The following is a 22724-nucleotide window of genomic DNA, read 5'->3' on the forward strand; positions in this document are numbered from 1 at the left end:
TCTCGTCGGGCCAGACAAGCTTCCTGTTGGGCGTGCTCATGCTCACCAGCATCTGTCTTTTGGCCATTGTGCCGAGCCTGCTCAGCCTTCCAAAGCCAGAGGCCATGGATTTGCTTGCGCGCCTGTCACCACCGTCGAAGGCCCATCTCTTTGGAACAGATCATTTGGGGCGTGATCAGCTGGCCCGGCTTCTTGCTGCAATTCCGATCAGCCTTGGCGCAGCAGCCCAAACCATGGGCATCATTCTGGCTATTGCCTTGCCTTGGGGGCTCATCGCTGGTCTTGGCAGTCCGCGTCTTGATATGGTCATGATGCGCCTCTCAGACATCATCATGGCTTTCCCAACGCTGGTGCTGGCGCTTGCTGTTATCGGGTTCATGGGAGCATCACTGGAAGCTTCCATTCTTGGAGTGGCTGCAGCCTGGTGGCCCAGCAATGCGCGCTTGATACGGGCTTTGGTGTTGTCTGCCAAAGAACGTGATTTTGTCCGCGCTGCCCATATGGCGGGCGCATCGCGGTCCCGGCTGGTTTTTCGTCATATCCTGCCGCAAATCTTACCGCCTCTGGCCGTGATGATCTCGTTGGAAACGGCTTCTGTCCTCTTGGCGCTGTCCTCGCTCAGTTTTCTGGGCATCGGAGCACAGCCGCCAACCCCGGAATGGGGGGCGATGCTGAATGAGGCGCGTCCGTTCTTTGCGCAGGCACCTCACATGCTGCTTGCACCCGGCATTGCTGTTGTCATGACTGTGCTGGCTTTCAATCTGGTTGGTGAAGGATTGCGGGACCTATTGGACAAAAGGGAGCCGTTCCAATGGTAAATGTTCTCTCAGTCTCCGGGCTCAAGGTCACATGCGCAGATGACAGAACCCTTCTCAACCATATCGCCCTTGATGTGACAAAGGGTGAGCGCATCGGTCTGGTTGGCACCAGCGGTTCGGGTAAGTCGCTGACAGCAGCTGCGCTTTGCGGATTGCTGCGGCCCCCGCTTGCGGCTTGCGTCGATCACTTGGACTTAGATGGATCTGAAATGCGCCGTGCGAGCAGTCGTGACTGGCGCCGCCTTCGCGGCAAAAAGATCTTTCAGATCTTCCAAAGTCCAGCCTCGGCTTTGACTCCGGGTCGCCGGATTGGACCGCAACTGAAAGAATGCTGCAAACAGGTTGGCGCGCCCATTGAGACCGCGAATTTGGCACTGGAGCGGGTCAAGCTCTCCCATGATGTCATGGGTCAGTTTCCCTATCAGCTCTCAGGGGGCATGAAGCAACGGGTTCTGATCGCCATGGCGCTCATCTTGCGCCCGACCATTCTGATCGCTGATGAGCCGACAACCGGACTGGATATCTTGACCGAGGCGGACATTCTGGCGGCACTGAGCGAGATGCTGGATGAGACCGGATCGGCACTGATCTTCATCAGCCATGATTTGCGGGCCGTGTCTCAAGTTGCCAATCGTGTATTGGTCATGGAAGCCGGGACCATCGTGGAGGATTGCCCTGTGGCAGAGTTGAACCAATCTGCGGCCCCTGCTGCCCGTCAACTTGCAGAGGCAGCCAAAGCGCTGGAAGCAACATGCTAGAGGTGAGAAATCTGACCAAGGCCTATCATGGTCGCCATATCTTCAAAGATGTTCGTCTGTCCATCAAACAGGGGGAAGTGGTCGGCCTCATCGGCCGGTCGGGGATTGGAAAATCCACCTTGGCGCGTTGTCTGGTTGGATTGGAGCAGCCCGACGAGGGTGTCTTCGCGCTCGATGGCGAAACCTTTGAAACCGGAACAGCCAATGCACGGAAAAATATTCAATATCTCTGGCAAGATGCCAGCCAGTCTCTCAGTCCATATTTGACAGCCCATGCCGCCCTCATGGAAACCTTGAACGGTTTTTCCATCGGTGCCAAAGAAGAGCGTTTCCAAAAGGCAAGAGGGCTGCTTTCTGATCTTGGCATTTCACCGGACATGCAAGCGCGTCGCCCCCATGCGCTTTCTGGCGGACAATGTCAGCGTGTTGCCCTTGCTCGTGCCTTGGCTGCGGAACCCAAGCTTCTTATTCTGGATGAACCGCTTTCGGCACTGGATCTTATCACGCAAAACAGGACGGTGGAGCTATTGAAACGGCTGCATGTCGAACGCAATCTGACCATGCTGATCGTAAGCCATGATCTGGCCCCGCTTCAAAAAATGTCGAACCGCATCCTGCTTTTGCAACAAGAGGGTATAGTAGAGCGGGAAGCGGTCCAGCAGTTCCTAGGCCGCGTTGAATGAATGTCCATAAAGGCTCAAAGCAGTTTTTCTCCAATCAAGGGACGCTCCTAACTGCAACAGCCTTTGGAAGAAGACTGCGAACTCTCCATCGAAGGCTCTGTAGCTTTGCTGTTGCAACCACAGCCCGCTTCGCCAGCAGCCTTTGCATCGGCATCCTTTGCGCAGCACGCGTCGACACCGTTCGGTGCTGGCCCACCGCAACAGCCTTGTTCGGGAACTTGTGCTTCGAAATCATTCTCATCCTTGGAAAGCTGCGACTGTGGAGCGCAGCAGGATACCGTCTCTTCGGTTTGCTTCCCTCTCATTGCGGGTTTGCATTGCGCTTGAATGGTTCGCAATTTTAGCAAGGCAGCATCATCGACGAATTCCGGCGCCATCGGCTCAAATATCTGCAGTCCCCTATTGCCGTGAGAAAATTCGATCCGAAGCGGGCTGTCTTCAAGGCCTTTGATAGAACGAACGCTTTGTTCAAGTATGCTTGCAAACTTCCCGACGGGCATATGATCTCTGCCTTGACCATCAAGAAGTTGAAGGATGGTTTCTGTCCATGAATCTCTTTGCGCCCCACAATCGATGCTGTTGAAACTCGCCAGTTTCAGTTCAGTCACGTGGTACCCTTTGCCGATCGGGCCGTCTGTGGTTGAGCATACAAGTGGTGCGTCTGCTGGCAGGGTACTTATCATGTTGATCAGATCACGAAGTGTCATTGATTGGCCCTTACATTTCAAGATATGTTGAAATATAAATAGTACAAAGGAAAAGTCATTTCAAGAGGTGTTGAAATATGAATGAAGAGAGTACACTTGCGGCCTTTGCATCTCTTTCCAATGCTACACGTCTGCGCATACTCCGCGAGTTAGTGGCTGCGGGCCCTGAAGGTCTATGTGCCGGAGAAATTGCAAACGCCGTTGGGGCGAGCCCATCGCGTGCATCATTCCATCTTTCGAACATGTCGAAGACTGAATTGATCACATCCAGCCGATCAGCCCGAGAAATTACATATCGTGCAGATTACAAAGCGATTGGTGCGCTGATCAGCTTTTTCATGGACGATTGTTGTGGAGGAGACGAAACTATTCGTGCCTGTTGCGTCGGTAAGAAAAACTGCTGCTAATCACAAAATCAGGATGAAGCAGTCAGGCAGCATTTCCTCGCATGCCAGATCGCCACCAGCCCTGGCAGAACGAAGGGAAAGATGGCCAGGATCCAAACCGGACCAATCGGATAAAGACCAAAAACGCGACCAGACTGGTGACAACGGCCGTCATGCCTGTGCCGATCATCTTTACGTCCTTTTCCTCGGATACTGTTGTTCACCATAAAGTTGTGACCTACACTCAGGTTGCAGAAGCAGAGGTGAGTTGGAGCAATGAAATCAGACTTTGCATGGATCGACAAATGGGCAGATTACCTAAATGGCAAATCCGTACTTGAGCTCGGCTGCGGACCGGGAATTGATACACGTAGAATTATTGAGCATGCGAGTTCCGTAATTGCCTGCGATCTGTCACCTCCACCCGAAATAGAGGGTGCCAAAGAGGTTTTGGTTCTAGACCACAGCAAGAAACTGCCTTTCGAAACAGGTACATTCGATGTGGTGGTTGCCAGCTTGTGTCTGCACTATTTCAGCTGGAGCATGACACAGGATATTGTCTCTGAGATATCACGGATACTGACACCTGAAGGGTTCATGGTGGTCAGAGTGAACTCTAAAAAAGATGACAATTTCGGAGCGACAGGCAACACGGAAATTCAACCCAATTTCTATATGGTGAAGGGACAGCAGAAACGCTTCTTCGACATAGCTGATGTTGAATTACTTTTTGGCTCAAACTGGAAGCTCACTGCGATCGAAGAAAAGTCAATTGATCGCTACGAACTTGCAAAGGAAATCTTGGAATTTGGCGCACAGAAGATTGCAGGCTAGATCCGGTTCAGGACATCGTAGCAGACTATTTCGAAGCTATTTAAAGGTGAGATCGAGAGCCAGCTTTGCGGACCTTGCAGACTTTCATTGCACCGCAATATTGCCTAACCATTTTGACACGGCGGCCATTCAACAGAGAGTTCTCACAGAAGTGGCGTCGGCATCTTTGCCAAAAAAATTAGCCTAGAATGACTATCGACTCCTCCTCAAATGCGCGTTGGTTGCCTGTCTTTGCCATGATGTTTGAATTCAGAACCACCAACGCGCAACTAAGGTCTTCACGATACCCCTTGTAAAGGGTCATGTCGTCTAATGGGCCACGTAAACCGCTTTATAGCGGCCATCGGAGCTGCGTAGCATTTTGACAAACCGGCAACGATCTGGATGTTTTGCTCGGCTTTTGCAGAGTGCCATGCCTTTGGCAAGGGACTCGGCCTCATTCACTGAAACAACCCAATAGTTCTGGGCAAATGCCGGGGCACTGGTCAGAGCCATAGATGCGGTAACAAACAGGAACAGCACAGTTTTCTTCATGGAAATACCTCTCAAAAAAAGACATCAAGTAATTCTTTGGAACTGCCAGTTTCCAATTAGAAAGCAATGCGTCTGGATGGCCTGGCAAGACACTGACGATGGTAGGCACGAAGCGCTGACCGTTACATAAAAAAATCTCTGTGACAATGGAGTTTTCCGTTGCTGAAATGTAGCAATACGAAAAATTCCTCAATAACGACCTGATGTTAGCCGGCTTGGGTCAGCTACTCTGCGAACAATCCCCGCTTTCAATTGGTCTTTGATTGCGGCACTATGACCTCTCACTTCTTGTTTGCGTTGCATCCGCTCGAACCCATTTTCCAGGAACCACCGTGCTTCAGATATTGTGTAATTTGGTCCTACCAGGCGTCGGTACATTGATGATGAAAAAGCCAATAACCGGCATTCTTCAGTTGCTGGTTATGCTCGTGGCATTTGTCCTCACAGTCACGGTTTTCCTAACTTTTTTCGGTCTCCTGATCTGGTTTATCGACGTGGTTTGGGCACTTGTCGTTGGTGTTCTTTGGTATCGGGACAGATAGAAGCTAGGCAGTTAAATGCAGAGCATTCCCATGATACAGCACTCTAGGTTGGGGTAATGAAAATGTGCGTTGCACTTGTAATTCATGCAGTCAACACCGAATACACACATGTGCCAAGTCATGAACGAATAGCAGCTTTCGATAAACGCCTGCAACGTGCAGATTGCGAACGGAAAACCTCTCTTGGCCGATTTTCGCCAAAAATCGCTTTTTTACTCGCAGGAGACGAACAGGGAGCACACCGCACTATATCTCCTTCAACTGGTCCGCTGCTGCATCACCGCCTGTAACAGTCTACAAGCCGACACCCGCACCTTCCCAATAGACCGCATCAAGAGAACCCTCCCTACGGATGAGAGTTTCTCATTGCGGCCCAAGACCTGGTTTCAAGACCCGATTTCAAGACATCGCCGCGGACCAACTCAAAGCGATTTAGAGCAAGACGGGATGTCAGTTTTGCAGACCCTTGCAGCCTTTCGTTTGTAAATATTGAATATCTGCTCTTGCCGATCAAATTTCTTCAAAATAACAAAGCGCCCGTGATCTCCACGGGCGCTTTTGGACTCTAGAGCATCTTGAATGAATACCTGGTCATTCAAGATGCCCAAGTCATTGTTTCCAAGCATATTCTTGTCCGAAAACCGCACACACTTTTCGGGAATATGCTCTAGAAGGCTGTCATCGGGCCAGTTCGTAGCGCGTCATCAACATGGAAGATGGGTCGATCATGCTCATGAACCTTTCGGCTGCACGTGCAGAAGCAAAGCTATCCATGGATGCTTGCGCGGCATCGGCACTTTCCCAGCTGACCACGACTGCCCATTTGCCGCCTGAGAAAGCCGCTTGGCGCGAGATGAAACCGGGCTGTTTGGAAACATGTTCCTCTTCGATGGCCTTATCGACCGGCTTAAACTCTTGAACAGTGACCCCTTCTGCAAGCTTCATAGTCACAATCTCAATGACACCAGCATCTTGCGCCATAGCTGTGCCCCCTACAAACATCATAAGGGTGAATAATAGTGTTCTCATATCAAATACCCGCTTAAAACTTGCCGTTATCGTGAGCCATTTCCGCTGGAATGTCCGCGATCACATCCCAGTGCTCAACGATCTTGCCATCAGCCACCCGGAAGAGATCATAGAAGGCAGTCGGTTTGCCACCGAATGTTCCCTCGGATGCTGTAAAGACCATGTTGCCTTCCGCTACAACGATATGAACATCATTGTAGATCATCTGAATGCCCTGTTCGGCCATTGCTTTCAAAGCGGCGCCCAAACCGCCCAAACCATCAGCGATTTGGCTATTGTGCTGGATATATGTCTCGGTCGACAGGAAATCTGTGATCCGGTCCACATCTCCACCCTTCAAAATGGTTTCCACGAAGTCAGTCACAAGTGCTTTGTTTTCAGCAGTTCTGTCCAGATCAGCAACCTCGGTTGGACCATCTGTCTGTGTGTGGCCAGAAGGATTCGGAGGTGTGAGTGGTGTAAGGTTATCCCAATGTTCAGCAACCTTGCCATCCTCAACACGGAATATATCAAAGCCGACCAGTGTGTCTGCACCGAACGCCTGCGCATTGTTGTAAGTAGTATGCAGGACGACCATGTCACCCTCAGTGATCACTCGATGGATATCGACTTTGATACCACTGTCTTTCAGGCCAGGGATAAATCCCAGGATAGGAGCTGCACCTGTTGGGACTGCAGGATTATGCTGGATATAATCTTTGGCAAGCAGTTGCTCTGCCGCTTCGGGATCGAAGTGGATGAAGATTGCGGTTACAGCTTGCAAAACGATTTCTTTGATTGACATCTATTATCTCCTTATGTCGGTTTGGTTTTGGAAATTTTCATGCGGCCCGCGATTGTGCTGCAATGATTTTGAATTCAGTGCCCCACGGGTCGGTGATGATGTTCGAAGGAAGAACATTTGGTTCAGCCAACAGTTCGATACTGGCTAATCCGGTAGTTCCGGCAGGCCGACGCCCAACGCCCTGTGACTGCCATTCGTTGACCGCCAGATGATGGTGATATCCACCTGATCCAAACCAGCGGGCTGAGGGAAGTTGGAATGTTTGCACCATTCCTATCTTCTGGGTGATGAAGTTCGCCGCTTCGGTGACATCACCAACACGCAGATGGACGTGGCCGATAACTGTATCTTTTGGCACACCCGTCCAGTTGCCAAACTTTTGTGTCAATGACTTCAAGTCCAAAGGGCGGGTGGTCATATGAACGGCATTGCCACTACGGGCCCATTCATCGCGCGGCAAGTCTCGGTAAATCTCGATGCCGTTGCCCTCTGGGTCATTGAGGTAAAGTGCCTCGCTGACACCATGGTGCGATGCACCTTCAAGTCTAACCCCACGCTCTGACGCATGGACCAACCATGAGCCGAGGTCTTGCCTTGTTGGCAGCAAAAATGCTGTGTGAAACAACCCGGCCTCATTCGGGGAGGGCATCGCATTTTTGTCTTGGCGCAACTCAAACAACGGGATGTTCTCTGCACCGAGAAGCGCAGATTCACCGTCACGCTTGATCAGACCAAGACCAATAACGTCTTCATAGAATTTCGCTGTTTTGTCCAGATCACGGACAGTCAATGCGACCTGTCCAATTGTAATGGGGGCGTCCGAAGTTGCCATGTTCGTGTCTCCAATGCGCTAACTTGCACCAAACATAGCGATTGATATTTAGTCACGAAATGGCGATAAATAGGAATATATATCGCCAATCAGGAGATAATTACTTGGATCGTATTGATGGAATGCAGAGTTTCGTAGCAGTGGTGGAAACCGGATCATTTGTTGCCGCCGGGCAGCGCTTGGGCATTTCGAACAAGCTCGTGAGCAAACGCGTTGCCCAACTCGAAAATCAACTCGGCATGTCGCTACTGCATCGAACAACCCGTTCTATGTCGCTGACCCACGAAGGTGAACGTTATCTTGAAGGGGCGCGTCGCGTGCTGGTTGAATTGGAACAGTTGGAGACTGAGTTTGATGTCTCAGACGGGCTAAAAGGTACCATGCGAATAGCCGCACCACTGACCTATGGCGATACAGCTGTAGCCAGCGCCGCTAGTCGTTTTGTCGAGCTGAATCCCAATGTAACGGTCGAACTGGAATTATCCGACACCTATGTCGATCTCGCAAAGGGTGGGTTCGATATTGCAATCAGGATCGGTAACCTCAGCGATTCCAGTCTGATTGTTCGCAAACTTGGCGAAACCGATATGAAAGTTGTTGCTACGCCATCCTATCTCGAAAAACATGGTTTACCTTCACATCCAACCGAATTGACTGACCACATTTGCATCCGAGACGCCAATAATCCTGACCCAAACCGTTGGCCTTTCCTGATTGAAGGGCAAACCGTACAGGTTCCTGTATCCGGTCCATTTATTGCTAACAGTCCGCCCGCTTGCCTGGTACCAACACGAGCGGGCTTGGGGATATTCATATGTCCAAGTGTTTTTCTGGGCGATGATATTGAAAAGGGTCGGCTGGTCGAACTCTTTCCGTCCTTTCAGTCGCGCACATTGCCAATTCAAAGCGTCCAGCTCCCGTCAGCGTTCCGAAAACCTCGCGTGAGAGCTTTCATCAATTTCATGCGAGATGAGATAAAGGCACAATCGTCTTCATGAAAACCACTTTCACTCAAAATCAGATCAGTTTCTGAAAAGCTGCCGTTCGTCGCACCGTATTCAATTTACCGTTTGGGCTCGAAGCGGACATGCAGCATGTCCTCCCATGCCAGCTCAGAATGCAAGGGAAGCGGGAGACAAACAGGGATCACATCGCACTATATCTCCTTCAACTGGTCCGCTGCTGCATCACCGCCTGTAACAGTCTACAAGCCGACTTCCGCACCTTCCCAATAGACCGCATCAAGAGAACCTGCCCCACGGATAAGAGCTTCCCACCACAGCCCAAGACCCGGTTTCAAGACATCGCCGCGGACTGACACGAGGCGATTGAAATCGTACGGTCACGGTTGATTTGATGAATAAGATGACGTATTTTAAGTGCACTGCACCCAATTGAGGAAAGAATGATGAACAACCAACTCGCTCTCTGAACCCTTCAGATACATTCTTGCGAGTTGAGTTTTATTCATGCCTTCTATCACACTTTCTGACGTCCGCTGGGCAGCTCCAGATGGCACCGTGCTATTTTCCAGACTTGATCTTTCACTCAGCCGCGAACATGTCGGCCTTGTAGGCCGCAATGGAGCCGGGAAAACCACCCTTTTACGCTTGTTGGCCGGAGAGATAGCACCGTCTTCCGGATGCATTTCCCGTAACGCAAAGGTGGGATATCTGCCCCAGACACTCGGTATTCCGGAAAATGACAATATTGCAGACCTGTTCGGTGTGCGAGATCAGATTACAAGCTTGCGAAAGATGGAAGCTGGTGAAGCCACAGCAAGTGATTTTGCAGGAGCAGATTGGATGCTGGAGGGCAGGATGGCAGCATCTCTCGCCCGTGTCGGGCTGGATGATATCGCACCAGATTGCCAATTGGCATCTCTATCTGGTGGACAAAGAACGCGGGCGGCGCTTGCTGCCTTGTTCTTTTGCGACCCGGATATTCTATTCCTGGATGAACCAACCAATCATTTGGACAAACAAGGCCGCACTCTGGTTATTGAGGCTTTGCGAGCTTGGCCACATGGCCTCATGGTAGCAAGCCATGACCGGTTTCTTTTGAACGACATGGATATGATCACCGAATTGTCAGGGCTCGGTCTACGGTGCTACGGCGGCAACTATGCCGCATATCGCCACCAAAAGAATGTGGAGCTTGCTGCCGCACGGCATGATCATGTTCAGGCAGAGCAACAAGTTGCCCAGAGCAAACGTCGCGCTCAAAAAGCTGCCGAACGTAAAGCACGCACGAACAGACAAGGGCGAATTCTTCGCGCCTCAGGCAGCCAATCAAAAATGCTGATGGATGTCGCCAAACAACGCAGCGAGAATTCAGGCAGCGCAAACGCCCATCTGCGTCAAAACCGGTGTGCAGAAGCAAACAGAGCGCTGGAAAAAGCACGAGAGAAAATCGAAATCCTCGAACCTCTAAGCATACACATAGCTTCTACCGGCCTAACAGCAGATCGATCTGTACTCGATATGGAAGATCTGAATTTCGGCTTCGAACCAGACCGGCCTGTTCTGCAATCCGTTTCACTGGAGATTAGAGGACCTGAAAGAATTGCCATTGAAGGGAACAATGGCACCGGAAAATCCACTTTGCTGTCTTGTATCATGGGGGATTTGACACCCCTCTCAGGCACCCTGTTCCTCCATGTATCCATGGCCCTGCTTGATCAGGATATGCAACTTCTCAATCCAGACCAGACAATTCTGCAAAACATCACACGTCTGGATCCAGAAGCAACGCAGAATGAATGTCAGGCCACTCTTGCCCGCTTCGGCTTCCGCGCAAAGGCGGCAAGTCGCCTGGTCGGAACGCTGAGCGGGGGCCAACAGATGCGCGTTGGCCTCGCCTGCACACTCGGGCGCAAAACACCGCCACAATTGCTATTGCTGGATGAACCAAGCAATCATCTGGACATAGAGACAACCGAGCTGTTGGAAGCCGCATTATCCGATTATGATGGAGCACTCATACTGGTCAGCCATGACCCGGTTTTCATCAGAAATATCGGAATAGACCGCTCTCTGGTTCTTTGATCAACCAGCATGGTCTGCATACTCAACCCTCACAGCTATGATGAGACATGCCCGGGTTTGACAAACTGCCAGGTCGCCAGAAGTCCTAACAGAACAAAGGGAAAGCAGGCCATGAAGAGGGATCGTGCCAGTTCACCAAGGGCAATAGGCTCCGCGGTCTCTTCAAAGCCAAGCGCATTGCCGACCAGTCCGATATACGCGGCGCCAAATGCATATCCCACCCGCTGAACCGTCGTGATGGCGGCTGTCACCCGAGGGATCTCCGCTTCCTCCACAAGGCTGGTGGTCCTGCGCAAGATGAAGGTCCAGGACATGCCAAATCCTGCACCACTCAGTCCCGCAATCATGGCCAGGATCCAAACCGGACCGACCGGATAAAGAAACGAAAAGGCGACCAGACTGGTGGCAACGGCCGTCATGCCAATGCCGATCATCTTTGCGTCCTTTTCTTCGGCACTGCTATTCACCACAAAGGCCGTAATCGACCAGCCAAAGGCGGCACAGGCCAGCACATAGCCAGCAACCAAAGCAGAGACGCCATGCAATCTGGTCAGCAGCAGCGTGCCATAGACCGAATTGGTAACCGTCGCAGAACAAAAACAGGCAAGCATCAGCAAGGCCGCACCGACCGGTGTGCGCAGATCAAACGGTCGGGCTGGCAGCATGCGAGATGCCCCGGCCCGGGCATCGACTTTCAGGAAAAGTACGGCCAAAGCCAAACCGGCAAGAATGAAAGCACTGCTTTGAACCGGGCGAACATTGATAGAAGCCATGGCAATGCAAAGGACAGACAGGCTCAGGACAGCCAAGCCCAGCCAGGGAACAGAGCGCTTCGCCCCCAAAGGCCCGGAAGTCTCTGAAGCCTCTGAAGTCTCGCCAGTCTCGGACATTTGATCAGCTGGGATTTTCTGGCTTCTGACAAACAGCGCCAAAGCAATGGCCTGTATGGCAAAGGCGGCAAAACCCCATCTCCAGCTTGCATATTCAACGAACAAACCACCTAAAAGCGGCCCGAGAAAAGCCGAAGCGCCCCACAGCGTTGATGTCGCTGCCATCACTTTAGGAAGCAGATGAGACGGAAAAAGCACCCGCGCCGCAATGAAGCCAAGCGAGACCAGCACGCCGCCCCCCGCGCCCTGAAGCAGCCGCCCCAAAAGCACGACAGGCATGCTCATCGCCAAAGCAGAGATGAGACAGCCCAAGCCGAACAGAAGCGCTGCCCAGAACATCGGCACCCGAAGCCCAAAGGACATGGTCAAAAGCGCGCTGGTTGCTCCAGCTATCACTGACGCCAGAACATATAGAATGAACGACCATGAGATCATGTGTTCGCCGCCGACTTCCGCCACGATCGACGGCAACATCGTCGCGACGATCAGGCTGTCCCCGGCATGAAGCCAAACGGCCAAACTCACCACAGCCAGAGCCCGTCCATATTGCCCCGAGATCAACCCGCCCCAACTCATATCATGCGAAAAATTTTCTTCCATATCCGACATTGACGTCTCCTTTCGACGCCACCTGTATCGAGCCTCAAGTATAGTTGAGGTCAAGAAGAAATTTCATCTTGTCAAAGAATGTGGGATTGGGTGGAGCTTTGAGGGCTAAAGGCTATCTCGCCCGATCCTGTTTGCAGGCATGCTCATCAGCTCCCGCCTGCATGCTCTGGTCAATCAGGACATCTTGATAAAAATCACCTACGGCTTCCTCACCCTCACCGCCATAAAACTCCTATCCGACAGCACCCCTGCTTTTGTGGGTTAGGGGCAGCAGGTATCTGTCTGAAGATATTTTCGAGGCAATTTAGGGAGCAAATTTTCACCCCGTCGTCTGAGCACCGAAACACTTCCGCCTGTTTCACCAGATCATATTCAAGCTTAAGCGAGATTATGGATTGGAGCGCCAGTAAGAATGCAGTCCCCATACTGATCTTTCGTCCTTGAGAATTGGGACAACCACAAAACTCTCGTTATCAAGGGGCAGCACATAGCCCTTTTTCTCTGCAATTTTGTCCCGATTGGATGACATCCAATGAAAATTGACCCACATCTGTCCTCCTGCACTCGAAGCATTTGCAAAATGCCTAATAAATGGCCTTTGCATTATGTCATCGAGAGTTATTAATCCCCTGCCATTGAACTGGGGTTTGTCTGGATTACAGATTTGCGTTCCATTGTTTTTATACAATTCTATGTGCTTGTCTGTATCGCGAAACTCTGAACTCTCATCAGCAAATTTCTTGCAGGCAGTTTCAACTCCAAATTGTGAGACCGTGGTTTTGGCCTTCCTCGCAAGCAAAATGGCAACCTCATCCCTCGGTGTGAGAGTAGGCACCGAGTGCATTTCTACCACAACAAATGCGCTTTGAGTTGCATTCACAACATAAGTCCTAAGCGTTTGTTTCATATCTAAAATTTGTGAATATCTTCGTTGCTCCACCCATTTCAAACCACCACTGCGAGCGGTACGAATATATTCCGTCACAAATCTCTTGCCGTCTATATCAGCCAGTCTGGATATGTTTCTCCCATTAAACCGTGGGTTAAGCGGATCACAGATACGAACACCCTCCAAATCAAAAACCATAGGATGGAGATAACCAACAGAAAATACTTTTGATCGTTTGGTAAATTCTGCACATGCTTTCTCTGTCCCAACTTCCTTGATGTGAGAGGCCGCGCGATGTGCAAGATTCACTGCTTCTCGAGACATGGGCCACACAGCACGAGTTTCATGAGAACTGGCAATAACGAGTGTTTTCTGATCAGCTACTTTGACAAAAGCTTTTTGCTCGATCATCAAGTCTCGACCAACAGGTAATTGGTTGAATTTAAGCGATGCATCACCACCACTTTTTACAGCTTTCAGATACTCCTGTACATACGTCTCTTTCGTTTGCTTTTGGATGGCCTTTGCTGTCATTCCATTTAGGTTTGGCCTGATGGCATGACAAATAGCAGTACCCGTACCGTCATACACTTCAATATGGTATCCATCGCCAATATAGACATGTTGCTCAGACGCAAAGTCAGCACACGCTTCTTCTCTGCCAACACGTTTAAAATGATCAACCGCTGAAACAGCTAATTTGGCCAACTTGCTTTCAGAAATTTTTGAAGGCAATAGCTTGTGAAGATTCAAGCTTAGAAACATCTCATCGTTGATTCTTGCTACATAGCCAGATCTTTGAATGGCTTCATCACGCTTTTGCGTGCTCCCACGATAATCAAGCCATTGATCTCCTCCGTCTAGTGCAGCACCAATTTGCTCCCGAATGAATTTCTTGCCATGGATGCCTCTCATTTCGCTTATATTTTTACCTAACGAGCCGCCCCAACCATTGCAGATCATGACCCCTTCATAATTGAGAACCATGATCCTCATGGCTCGATCTCGGAACTCAGATTCTATAGCTGAAAAACTTTGGCAAGCTTTCTTCAACCCGTCAGCGCGAATATCCGAAACCAGTTTTTCTGCCAATTGCTCGATGTTTGGTTCGGCTGGTGACGCAATCGCGGTTCTTATAAAGCCAACAACGAGAAACGAGCACAGCACGGCTACCAGGGAGTATTTGTATATTAATTTCAGCATTTTGAATGGAACCACTTGTCGTTAGCGAATTCTTTGAAATGGGGCGGAAATCATCTCCGCAAAACTCGGGAGACGCTCAAAAAATATGACAAGCAACTTTAGCGAGAGTTAATGAAAAGACGTTTCACTCCTGCAGCACAGCAACCAAGCACCTTGCTACCTCTTCAAACAAATCCTCCAGCTCGGCCAAATTTGACCAGATCAGTTTGATGTCGACTTTGGCTTCCGGGGTGATGATGGGGATGGTTTTAAGCGTTTCGCCGTCATAGCAGGTGCGCCGGGTGGGCGGGAATAGCTGATGCCGACGCCGTTGCCGTGGGCGGCCATGGAGCGCATGAGTTCCAGCGATCTGACCGGAGGGGCGATGCTTGGGATGATATGCAATACAATTGGTTCGATGGGTGGGGTTTAAACACCACCAACTCGCCGAAAAATCCTTTCAATCGCAGGGTTTTACTCATTGCTCATACTACGTACATAGATACCCCTGGCTAAAGCCGGGGTCCTATGGCTTGCGCCCGCTATCGCGTCTGCTTACAACTCCTGCCGGAGTTGTCCTGAATCCTGCTGCCCTTGGTGCTCCACATAGCGACGTATCGTTTCTTCGTCCAGCCAGACACTGCTCACGAAATAGCCAGGTGACCAGATAATGTTTTCCTTCCAATAAACTTTCGAAAGCCACGGAAAGAATTTACGCATACGGGACGCCAATTGGCTTTTTAGCTGCCCCATAACGTCTGCAATACTGTATTTGGGAGGAATGACCATCAACATATGCAGATGGTCTTGGTCAAAGCCAATTGTCTCTATCGTAACACCGGGCATTGCGCGCAGCAGGCCGGGCAGAGTTTTACGGATGTACGAACAGACACCAGGCTTCAGGATCTTGCGACGATATTTGCAAACCCACACCACATCATATCGAAGGCAATACATGCTGTGGGACGTTTTGATGACTTCCATGAAACCAGAATATCGTCTCAAGGCTCATTCATCCACGGCTAATCTGTCTACGGCCACATAAAGAATGAACATTTAACATGGTTATATCCAATGATCATGAAGCGCCAAATAGCCTTCCTTACAACACAGGAAGAGTTTTTCACGTCGGCACCACATAAGCTGTGCAACACTTTGTCAAACGATTTGAACCGATCTGTGACTTCCAACAAATTCGCACCACAACTAGGCTGAAAGAAGGTTTTTCCTATGTATGATCTTACTCGCTTTCCAACCATCATAGTCTCTGGAAAGCCGCTCACTCAAGGCATGAATACCGCAGGAGAATCATTGGGAATGGGGGCGTCGGGTGGTATGGCGTCGATTGGACGTATGATGTCGGCGCAAACAGAGATAACCAATCATACCTTGGAAAGCCTGATCCAGTTTCTTCATATGAGAACGTCGACGACACGCAATGCCTATGATCGTTCCAAACGATGGTGGGGGCGCTTCTACAATCGCATGTCCAGTGAGCACCCAATTTATGTGCAGATGAGCGGCCACCACCTTATTTAGATTTTGACTGCAATTGGACTGGAAACAGTAACTGCAGACATACCACATCAGGCACAATGCGGCATTCGGATTGATATCGCAGAAAACTATCTATCCAGGATCAGGAAGGATTGAATCAAAGCATTTCATGCACCTTTTCAGACTTGCAAGACGACGTCCACCCACTCCCCCATCGGTTCGAAGTGGCTCTTGGGATCGCCACAGACATGGCAGATCCAGTCATCGGGAAGATCCTCAAAGGCAACACCTGGCGGAATGGGATTATCCTCATCATTGATATTCATATCGCCCACCGAAGGATCATAGATGTAAGGATCACAATCGTGATTGGTGCAGGACCATTTTTCCAGCTTGATGACTTTGGTATTCGGCTCAGCTTGCACACCACGCTCACCGAAAGCTGCAAAAATACCAGCAAAGATCAACGCCAAAATATCACGTCGGTCTGTCATTTTCGGTTTGGCCATGGTCAGGTTCCAGTACCGAATTGATCCATATTCATTGGGCATAAGCTCAAAAGGAACTGGCCGGGCAACCCAAGGGACCCGGCCAGCAAGCTTGTTCCACCTGAAGGGCGATTTAGCCTACAAGACCGCCATCCTCACGGGTGACAGCAATGATTGCAGAGCGAGGAACGCTATCACCGCCTTCTGGCCAATGACTGTCGCCACGCTCGCCAGGATGCTGAATACCCACCAGCATGGTGCGGCGATCAGCGGTCCAGGACAGGCCGGTTACTTCGCACTGTTTTGGGCCAACCAGAAAGCGGCGGATCTCTCCGGTAACAGGATCACCGGCCAGCATCTGATTGTTGCCTTGTCCGGCAAAATCCTTCTCATTGGAATAATTGCCATCCGTCTGAATCCAGAGCAGGCCGTTGGAGTCAAATTTCAAACCATCCGGAGAATTGAACATGTTATCCGGATTGACATTGTCAGATCCGGCACGATCATCTTCATGGACAGTCGGGTTACCAGCAATCACGAAAAGATCCCATGCAAAGCCTTTGGCAGTATGGTCACCAGCATTTGGTTTCCATCGCAAGATCTGACCATATTTGTTGGCTTCACGCGGGTTCGGACCACCAACCGGCGTCAAATCACCACCTTTGTTCGGCTTGATGCCACGGTTCTTGTTATTGGTCAGAGCACAGTAAACTTCATCCGCTTTGGGGTTGGCTGCAACCCATTCAGGACGATCCATGGTGGTGGCGCCGACCTTGGATCCAGCGATACGCGCATGGATGCAGATTTCCGCCTGGCTGGCCATGCCGGTGGTCTCAGGATTGAGCTCAAGCCATTCGCCAGCACCATTGTCATGGAATTTGGCAACATAAAGAGATCCTTCACTCAGAAGAGTATCGGTTTCCCCACCCGGCGCATAGACACCTTTGGAGACAAAGCGATACAGAAACTCGCCACGCTCATCATCCCCCATATAGACAACAACACGGCCATCCTTGTTGACCACACATTCCGCATTTTCATGCTTGAAGCGGCCCAGAGCCGTGCGTTTTTTCGGTGTCGAATTGGGATCGCGAGGATCTATTTCCACGACATAACCGGCACGATTGGGTTCTTGCGGATGCTTGGCAACATCGAAGCGCTCGTCGATTGCTGCCCAGCCATATCCCCAGTCCTTCTTACCGATGCCATAGCGCTTCAGCTCAGATGACAATTCAACGCTCTCATCACTCGAGGAAAAGTAGCCGTTGAAGTTCTCTTCGCATGCCAGATAGGTGCCCCAAGGGGTTTTACCGTTGCCGCAATTGTTCCATGTCCCCAGCGATCTGGTTCCGGTCGGGTCCGCAGCCGTTTTCAGCAGATCGTGCCCGGCAGCAGGCCCGGTAAGCTCCATTTCGCTGTCCGGAGTGATACGACGGTTATAAGGGCTGTCTTTCACCAGACTCCAGCTTCCATCCTTGAATGCAATCTCCACGACAGAGAGGCCATGGGCATTCTTACCCTTGGCAATATCATCATCATTGGCGGCTTTTCCCTCTTCGCGATTGCCCCAGATGATTTTGCGATTGGTATATTCGTTATTGACCACCAAAAGCGTTTTATCACCATGAGAAAAGACATCCATGCCATCGGTATTGTCACCAAATGCACGTGCCTGGGACTTGGCCGTACCACGTGTGGCAGGGTCAAACTCGGCAGCGTCGGACCAGAGCGGATCACCCCAGCGCACCAGCACCTCGGCTTTGTAACCTTTGGGCACTGTGATGGCATCATCGCTGTTGGCAGCAATGGCCTCAAAGGCGAACCGGTCGGTCGCAGCCTTGGCACTGGTAGACAAAAAAGTGCTGTTCAGCATGGCAAAACTGCCGAATGCCAAAGTGCCACCGAGAAATCCACGGCGACTGATGGAAGCCTCGACAACCCGGTCAAAATCGGTTTCGTCAGGACGTGGATTTACAATCTCATCAAAATCGTCAAAGCTGACTTCGGTTTCATGGTTGGAAGACATGGATATACCTTTGAGTTCTGGTCTACTGTTCGAGCCTCTTTGTCTGTAAAACGAAATCTGAGATATGGTCGGCAATAGCTGCGATCCCGCACATGACCAATGGTCATTCTTTCTCGCCATGCATCGGGATTTGTTTGGTCCTGACTATATCTGAAGAAACAACGCTTTTCAGACTAGTGATATGAATCGATAAACCCGTTACGTTGCAGCCTTGTGACAGCCTGCCCTATTTGGCCAGACCATATAAATGACGCTTCAGTATTTGCTGACACAACAAGAAGACTATACCAAAACAAGTGGTAACCGTTGCCAGTTCACCACAGCAAGTCAGCTTTCTCGCTCGCCGCCAGCCGCGCTTCGGCGCGAGCATCGTGATCAACCTCAGGTCCAAAGAGAGTTTTTTCGATGACAATGGACTCCCAATTGCTTATCCCAATAAAGCGAAACCACATCTCCATATAGGGCTTTTGGAAGTCGAAATTACGCGCTGGTGTCAGGGAATCTGTGTCAAAGTTAAGGCCACGCGCATAAATAGCTGTGACTTTCTTTTTTCCCAACAACCCCTCCAGTCCATCTTCCGTCACCGAAAACAGAATATCCTTTTGAGAGATCACATCAATCAGGTGCTTGAGTTTATATGGTATTCCAAAATTCCAAAGAGGAATGGAAAACACAATATGATCTGACCAAAAAAATGACGCAGCCAGTTCCTGAATTTTCTCCCAGGCATCTTTCTGAGCAAGCGAAAGTTCTACACCGCTTAATGCTGCATATTTCGCGTCCATGATATGTCCAGTGAAGTCCGGTAGCTCCATATTCCATACATCAAGCTTCCGAACCTCGGTGTCCGGGTGTTTCTTCTTTATTTGCTCAATGTGAGCAGTTGCGACTTCGATACTGGCTGAACGTTCCTTTCTTGGAGACGCTTCGACATATAAAATTTTTGGCAATGGATTTTCCCTTCATGGACTGATCTGGTTCACAAGCGGCGGAGTACATCTCCGCCTGGGCTACCGGAGCTTCCGATTGGCTGGCTTGAATTCAGGCCAGGGCCGCTACCACGATTTCAAAAAATCAAGAGCTGTCGGATCTGGTTTCTGATTGCTGGTAAACGACGGTTTCGCCACAGAAGAGATTGTCACTGATTTATTGACAAATAAAACGAATTATTTTACTTCAATTCAGAAAGAAAATCACTGAATAAGGTTTTATGTTTAATTCTCAACTCCTTCGTAGTCTCGTTCATGTGGTTGAGGCAGGAAGCATCACAAAGGCCGCAGAGCGACTTAACCTCACGCAGTCAGCTGTCAGCGCCCAAATTCAAAGATTGGAAGAGCAGGCAAATTTTGTAATTCTGGAGCGAACAACCAGAACACAGAAGCTGACGGTGAAAGGAGAGCTTTTGCTCGGCTATGCGAAGCAAATCGTTGCCTTGCATGAACAGGCCATGCTTCGCCTCGGCTCCTCAGATGATCTTTCTGGATGTATCAAACTTGGCTGCTCCGAAGGTTTTGTTGCCAATTGGTTGTTGCCAATCGTTTCCTCGTTCAATTCAGAGCATCCGGATGTAACCATTCAAGTTCAACTGGGCTTGACCACAGACCTGCTCCCGGAGGCGCAGGAAGGTGGGATTGACATCGTTGTTGGTCCGACTTGCAAGAGAATTGAAGGTGCCGAACATTTATGGAGCGAGCCGCTTATTTGGGCGTTTGCGAGCCAGCGGGAACCTGATTGGAGCAAGCCTTTGCCAATTGCAGTTTTTCCTGAGCCGTGCCCGTATAGAGAAGTTGCTATTGCCAGTCTTGATAAGAGAGGCACGAACTGGCAACTTTCATGCACCAGTCCAAGTTTGGCGGGGGTTCAGTCTGCTGCTCTTGCAGGACTGGGCGTTACGCCGCTAACCTTGTCAAGCCTCACCAAGGGTCTGGCACCTCTTCCTCAGAATTCGCTCTTGCCTTCCTTGCCAGAGGCCCATTTTGCAATCGTCCCATCTTCAAGAAATCTGAGTAGATCTGCCAGGGCGCTTGTGAAAATCATAAGAGACTCTGCCTATGGCTTGAAATTTAACTCTCAATAATCCGGTTTCACTTTCGACATCAGATCGATGTTTCTGTTTGTCCTGATCCTCTATCAGTTTTGGAAGACTTCAAGGCCCAAAATTCAGGGATAGTCACATGGACACCGGCACATGCAGATCGAACCTTGTTCCCTTGCCGGGAACTGAGTGCACATCCAGCTTCAGACCGTGTTGCTTGGCAAGGTCGAAGCAGACGGCAAGGCCAAGGCCATGGCCGTCCGAACCGGCACCTTTGCGGTAGGCTTGTCGAAATGCCAGTCGCTGCGCCTTGCTCATGCCTGGTCCTGTATCCCATACCTGAATGATTGCATGATGATCCCGCCGCCGCACACCAAACAGCACGCGCCCGGTCAATGTATGTTTCACGGCATTTGAGACCAGATTGCTGACAATACGCATGATGGCAAGAGCAGGCACCTGTGTCGTCAGGGAAGAGGCCACCATATGCAGAGCAAGCCCTTTCGAGATGGCCTCTTCATGGAACATCTGCAGAATTGTTCCCAATACCAGCGAAAGCTCATAAGCTTCCTCGACTTTGTCGGGATCGCCCTCATCAGCAAAACTCTGCTCATGTTCGCCATCTTCAGGCATGTCGGGCGTGGTCTGTTTCAGATAGTCGGAAGAGAGTTGCTCCATATAGTCGAATGCTTCTCGCATCCGACTGCGCAGCTCAGGGGCGGCCTCTGCCGAAATACTGTCAAAGCTCATACGCAATGAGGCAATGGGCTGCTTCAAATCATGGGACGCAGTTGCAAGCTGCCTTTGACGCAGGGATGCCAGTTCACGCGCGCGGGAATAATTCTGCTCCGCTTCCAGCAATTCCTGACTGCGCCTTGCCTCTTCCTGCAGGGCTGCAATCTGCGCTTTCACCGCCTTTGCATGATTGCGGCGCAGGCTCATCATATGCACTGTCAGACTGGTCATTGTCGCAAGCAACATGGCGGCAAAGGCAGCTTTCACCGCATCTGGCAGCAGCACGGAATTGTTCGCCCATCCCATCACCGCAAAAGCCAGCACGCCAATGACGCAAACAATGGAAATGGCTGCAACAATCATGGAACTGATCTGCACATCGCCTTCATTCCTGCGCCACACATTGCTGGCCATGAAGGTTGTGACGGGAACCAGACCAAGCAAGATATAGGCGGCCAGAGCGGTATAGGGACCGGGCGAATAGAGCGAGATCACAAAACCGATGACGGAGAGCACACTCAGTGAACTGACACCCAGCGACAGGATCGTCTCGCGTCCATCTAGCCGCATGGATCGACCTGCCACAAAAAGGCCGACACCGGACAGGGCAAAAAGAAAACCAAATCCGGCAAGGGAATGCCATTGCGGAGCATCGGGATAAAGGAAGCGGAACAGCAACCCGTCGATGAAGGCAATGAAGCCCAGGGCGACCGCAAAAAGAACGGCATAAGTAAAGCCGATCCAGTTTTTCATCGCGGCATGAAACCCGAAGAAGAAGACAAGACAGGCAATGGCAAAGGCATAGAATGCCGTGTGATAGATGCCAGACGAAAATGCAGACGCTTCCAGTTCCACGGGTGTTTCCAGAGCCAGATTGAAAGACTGGATCGGGCCGAAAGTCAGCTTTGCCATCAGGATCACAGTCTCGCCCGGGGCAATCTCGAATTGTGGTGTTCTCAAGCGTGTAACGGAATGGTCTTCCGGCACGAAGGACTGTCGGGCCGTGTAATTGAGCAGGCTTTCCGTAAAACCACTTTCCCGAATGACATAGATATCAACTGCCGTTGGCAAAGCCAGCGCAAGCGTAACAACAAACGGGTCAGGTGCGCGGCCATCATCCAGAGTCGCATTGACGATCTCGACGGCCGCCCAGACGATTGGGGCAGAATTGGGATAGCGCGGTGATGCCTTCATTTCTGTCTCAAAGGCACCGTCACGGAAACGCCGTAGCATTGTACCAAGGCGCGCCGATGGGTCGCCATGGAAAGACAAATGCCTTTCAAGGTCCGCAATTCCCCTGCCCGGCTGAAGGTCAACCGCCATGGCCGTTGCCGAAAACCAGGAGCAGGCCAGCAATGCCAGCAGAACAAGCAGGCTTATTTTGCTGGATATTTTTGAGGAGCTCCGGCACATTGAGGA

21 protein-coding genes are annotated in these 22724 nt (G+C 50.7%); 9 read left to right on the forward strand and 12 right to left on the reverse strand.

All coding sequences use genetic code 11. From position 1 onward, the window contains the following. Positions 1–38 precede the first annotated feature (38 nt). The 3 genes from CRO57_RS12715 to CRO57_RS12725 are packed head-to-tail and all read left to right on the forward strand — an operon-like array spanning position 39 to position 2259. Positions 39–818 (forward strand): ABC transporter permease, encoded by a 780-nt coding sequence (locus CRO57_RS12715; RefSeq protein ID WP_170956082.1) that lies wholly within the window; start codon positions 39–41, stop codon positions 816–818. After that, positions 812–1576, forward strand: a complete 765-nt coding sequence (locus tag CRO57_RS12720) for an ATP-binding cassette domain-containing protein (RefSeq protein WP_097153812.1) — start codon at positions 812–814, stop codon at positions 1574–1576. Before CRO57_RS12715 ends, CRO57_RS12720 begins: the two co-directional genes overlap by 7 nt. Continuing rightward, positions 1570–2259, forward strand: a complete 690-nt coding sequence (locus CRO57_RS12725; protein WP_097153813.1) for an ABC transporter ATP-binding protein — start codon at positions 1570–1572, stop codon at positions 2257–2259. The genes CRO57_RS12720 and CRO57_RS12725 overlap by 7 nt, the downstream gene beginning before the upstream one ends. Before the next feature lie 47 nt (positions 2260–2306). Here CRO57_RS12725 and CRO57_RS25240 read toward each other — a convergent pair whose 3' ends face one another. Continuing rightward, a complete protein-coding gene (locus tag CRO57_RS25240) occupies positions 2307–2966 on the reverse strand; it encodes a DUF6428 family protein (RefSeq protein WP_097153814.1) in 660 nt (219 codons plus the stop codon). A gap of 77 nt (positions 2967–3043) precedes the next feature. Here CRO57_RS25240 and CRO57_RS12735 point away from each other — a divergent pair, with 77 nt between their 5' ends. Both CRO57_RS12735 and CRO57_RS12740 read left to right on the forward strand, forming a co-directional pair. Next, positions 3044–3373: an ArsR/SmtB family transcription factor gene (locus tag CRO57_RS12735; protein WP_097153815.1), complete on the forward strand. Its 330-nt coding sequence runs from the start codon at positions 3044–3046 to the stop codon at positions 3371–3373. 255 nt (positions 3374–3628) lie between these two features. Beyond that, positions 3629–4186 (forward strand): class I SAM-dependent methyltransferase, encoded by a 558-nt coding sequence (locus tag CRO57_RS12740; protein ID WP_097153816.1) that lies wholly within the window; start codon positions 3629–3631, stop codon positions 4184–4186. A gap of 309 nt (positions 4187–4495) precedes the next feature. Here CRO57_RS12740 and CRO57_RS12745 read toward each other — a convergent pair whose 3' ends face one another. The 4 genes from CRO57_RS12745 to CRO57_RS12765 all read right to left on the reverse strand — a co-directional run bounded on the left by CRO57_RS12745 (position 4496) and on the right by CRO57_RS12765 (position 7907). Continuing rightward, complete coding sequence (locus CRO57_RS12745; protein WP_097153817.1) at positions 4496–4720, reverse strand: hypothetical protein; 225 nt, start codon at positions 4718–4720, stop codon at positions 4496–4498. 1220 nt (positions 4721–5940) lie between these two features. Continuing rightward, complete coding sequence (locus CRO57_RS12755; RefSeq protein WP_097153819.1) at positions 5941–6291, reverse strand: hypothetical protein; 351 nt, start codon at positions 6289–6291, stop codon at positions 5941–5943. 13 nt (positions 6292–6304) lie between these two features. After that, complete coding sequence (locus CRO57_RS12760) at positions 6305–7075, reverse strand: nuclear transport factor 2 family protein (RefSeq protein WP_097153820.1); 771 nt, start codon at positions 7073–7075, stop codon at positions 6305–6307. Positions 7076–7112: 37 nt separating this feature from the next. Then, complete coding sequence (locus CRO57_RS12765; protein ID WP_097153821.1) at positions 7113–7907, reverse strand: VOC family protein; 795 nt, start codon at positions 7905–7907, stop codon at positions 7113–7115. A 104-nt stretch (positions 7908–8011) separates the two neighbouring features. Here CRO57_RS12765 and CRO57_RS12770 point away from each other — a divergent pair, with 104 nt between their 5' ends. Both CRO57_RS12770 and CRO57_RS12775 read left to right on the forward strand, forming a co-directional pair. After that, on the forward strand, positions 8012–8905 hold the full coding sequence (locus CRO57_RS12770; protein ID WP_170956083.1) for a LysR family transcriptional regulator: 894 nt from the start codon (positions 8012–8014) through the stop codon (positions 8903–8905). A gap of 471 nt (positions 8906–9376) precedes the next feature. Next, positions 9377–10954 (forward strand): ABC-F family ATP-binding cassette domain-containing protein, encoded by a 1578-nt coding sequence (locus CRO57_RS12775; protein ID WP_097153823.1) that lies wholly within the window; start codon positions 9377–9379, stop codon positions 10952–10954. A gap of 35 nt (positions 10955–10989) precedes the next feature. Here CRO57_RS12775 and CRO57_RS12780 read toward each other — a convergent pair whose 3' ends face one another. The 3 genes from CRO57_RS12780 to tnpA all read right to left on the reverse strand — a co-directional run bounded on the left by CRO57_RS12780 (position 10990) and on the right by tnpA (position 15508). Then, positions 10990–12453 (reverse strand): MFS transporter, encoded by a 1464-nt coding sequence (locus CRO57_RS12780; RefSeq protein WP_097153824.1) that lies wholly within the window; start codon positions 12451–12453, stop codon positions 10990–10992. 388 nt (positions 12454–12841) lie between these two features. After that, complete coding sequence (locus CRO57_RS12785; RefSeq protein WP_097153825.1) at positions 12842–14545, reverse strand: cache domain-containing protein; 1704 nt, start codon at positions 14543–14545, stop codon at positions 12842–12844. Positions 14546–15079: 534 nt separating this feature from the next. Then, complete coding sequence (gene tnpA, locus CRO57_RS12790) at positions 15080–15508, reverse strand: IS200/IS605 family transposase (protein ID WP_097153826.1); 429 nt, start codon at positions 15506–15508, stop codon at positions 15080–15082. 246 nt (positions 15509–15754) lie between these two features. Here tnpA and CRO57_RS12795 point away from each other — a divergent pair, with 246 nt between their 5' ends. Next, positions 15755–16063, forward strand: a complete 309-nt coding sequence (locus CRO57_RS12795; RefSeq protein WP_097153827.1) for a hypothetical protein — start codon at positions 15755–15757, stop codon at positions 16061–16063. A 137-nt stretch (positions 16064–16200) separates the two neighbouring features. Here CRO57_RS12795 and CRO57_RS12800 read toward each other — a convergent pair whose 3' ends face one another. The 3 genes from CRO57_RS12800 to CRO57_RS12810 form a co-directional block, all read right to left on the reverse strand. Continuing rightward, entirely contained in the window at positions 16201–16530 is a 330-nt protein-coding gene (locus CRO57_RS12800; protein WP_210200858.1) for a rubredoxin, read from the reverse strand. 112 nt (positions 16531–16642) lie between these two features. Continuing rightward, complete coding sequence (locus CRO57_RS12805) at positions 16643–18535, reverse strand: PhoX family protein (RefSeq protein ID WP_097153828.1); 1893 nt, start codon at positions 18533–18535, stop codon at positions 16643–16645. 314 nt (positions 18536–18849) lie between these two features. Further along, entirely contained in the window at positions 18850–19485 is a 636-nt protein-coding gene (locus CRO57_RS12810) for an FMN-dependent NADH-azoreductase (protein WP_097153829.1), read from the reverse strand. Positions 19486–19745: 260 nt separating this feature from the next. On the opposite strand from CRO57_RS12810, the gene CRO57_RS12815 reads away from it, so the two are divergent. After that, positions 19746–20612: a LysR family transcriptional regulator gene (locus CRO57_RS12815; protein ID WP_097153830.1), complete on the forward strand. Its 867-nt coding sequence runs from the start codon at positions 19746–19748 to the stop codon at positions 20610–20612. Between the two features lie 93 nt (positions 20613–20705). Here CRO57_RS12815 and CRO57_RS12820 read toward each other — a convergent pair whose 3' ends face one another. After that, a complete protein-coding gene (locus tag CRO57_RS12820; RefSeq protein WP_170956084.1) occupies positions 20706–22628 on the reverse strand; it encodes a sensor histidine kinase in 1923 nt (640 codons plus the stop codon). Positions 22629–22724 lie beyond the last annotated feature (96 nt).

Source organism: Cohaesibacter gelatinilyticus (assembly GCF_900215605.1).
In the GTDB taxonomy this organism is placed as follows: Bacteria; Pseudomonadota; Alphaproteobacteria; order Rhizobiales; family Cohaesibacteraceae; genus Cohaesibacter; species Cohaesibacter gelatinilyticus.

Excerpts from the sequence above, each read along its gene's own strand:
- CRO57_RS12795 (WP_097153827.1), top strand. The coding sequence starts at position 15,755 with ATGTATGATCTTACTCGCTTTCCAACCATCATAGTCTCTGGAAAGCCG.
- CRO57_RS12775 (WP_097153823.1), top strand. The coding sequence starts at position 9,377 with ATGCCTTCTATCACACTTTCTGACGTCCGCTGGGCAGCTCCAGATGGC.
- CRO57_RS12780 (WP_097153824.1), bottom strand. The coding sequence starts at position 12,453 with ATGTCGGATATGGAAGAAAATTTTTCGCATGATATGAGTTGGGGCGGG.
- CRO57_RS12725 (WP_097153813.1), top strand. The coding sequence starts at position 1,570 with ATGCTAGAGGTGAGAAATCTGACCAAGGCCTATCATGGTCGCCATATC.
- CRO57_RS12765 (WP_097153821.1), bottom strand. The coding sequence starts at position 7,907 with ATGGCAACTTCGGACGCCCCCATTACAATTGGACAGGTCGCATTGACT.
- CRO57_RS12820 (WP_170956084.1), bottom strand. The coding sequence starts at position 22,628 with ATGGCGGTTGACCTTCAGCCGGGCAGGGGAATTGCGGACCTTGAAAGG.
- CRO57_RS12740 (WP_097153816.1), top strand. The coding sequence starts at position 3,629 with ATGAAATCAGACTTTGCATGGATCGACAAATGGGCAGATTACCTAAAT.
- CRO57_RS12720 (WP_097153812.1), top strand. The coding sequence starts at position 812 with ATGGTAAATGTTCTCTCAGTCTCCGGGCTCAAGGTCACATGCGCAGAT.
- CRO57_RS12760 (WP_097153820.1), bottom strand. The coding sequence starts at position 7,075 with ATGTCAATCAAAGAAATCGTTTTGCAAGCTGTAACCGCAATCTTCATC.
- CRO57_RS12800 (WP_210200858.1), bottom strand. The coding sequence starts at position 16,530 with ATGGCCAAACCGAAAATGACAGACCGACGTGATATTTTGGCGTTGATC.
- tnpA (WP_097153826.1), bottom strand. The coding sequence starts at position 15,508 with ATGGAAGTCATCAAAACGTCCCACAGCATGTATTGCCTTCGATATGAT.
- CRO57_RS12785 (WP_097153825.1), bottom strand. The coding sequence starts at position 14,545 with ATGCTGAAATTAATATACAAATACTCCCTGGTAGCCGTGCTGTGCTCG.
- CRO57_RS12735 (WP_097153815.1), top strand. The coding sequence starts at position 3,044 with ATGAATGAAGAGAGTACACTTGCGGCCTTTGCATCTCTTTCCAATGCT.
- CRO57_RS12805 (WP_097153828.1), bottom strand. The coding sequence starts at position 18,535 with ATGTCTTCCAACCATGAAACCGAAGTCAGCTTTGACGATTTTGATGAG.
- CRO57_RS12815 (WP_097153830.1), top strand. The coding sequence starts at position 19,746 with ATGTTTAATTCTCAACTCCTTCGTAGTCTCGTTCATGTGGTTGAGGCA.
- CRO57_RS12745 (WP_097153817.1), bottom strand. The coding sequence starts at position 4,720 with ATGAAGAAAACTGTGCTGTTCCTGTTTGTTACCGCATCTATGGCTCTG.
- CRO57_RS12715 (WP_170956082.1), top strand. The coding sequence starts at position 39 with ATGCTCACCAGCATCTGTCTTTTGGCCATTGTGCCGAGCCTGCTCAGC.
- CRO57_RS25240 (WP_097153814.1), bottom strand. The coding sequence starts at position 2,966 with ATGACACTTCGTGATCTGATCAACATGATAAGTACCCTGCCAGCAGAC.
- CRO57_RS12755 (WP_097153819.1), bottom strand. The coding sequence starts at position 6,291 with ATGAGAACACTATTATTCACCCTTATGATGTTTGTAGGGGGCACAGCT.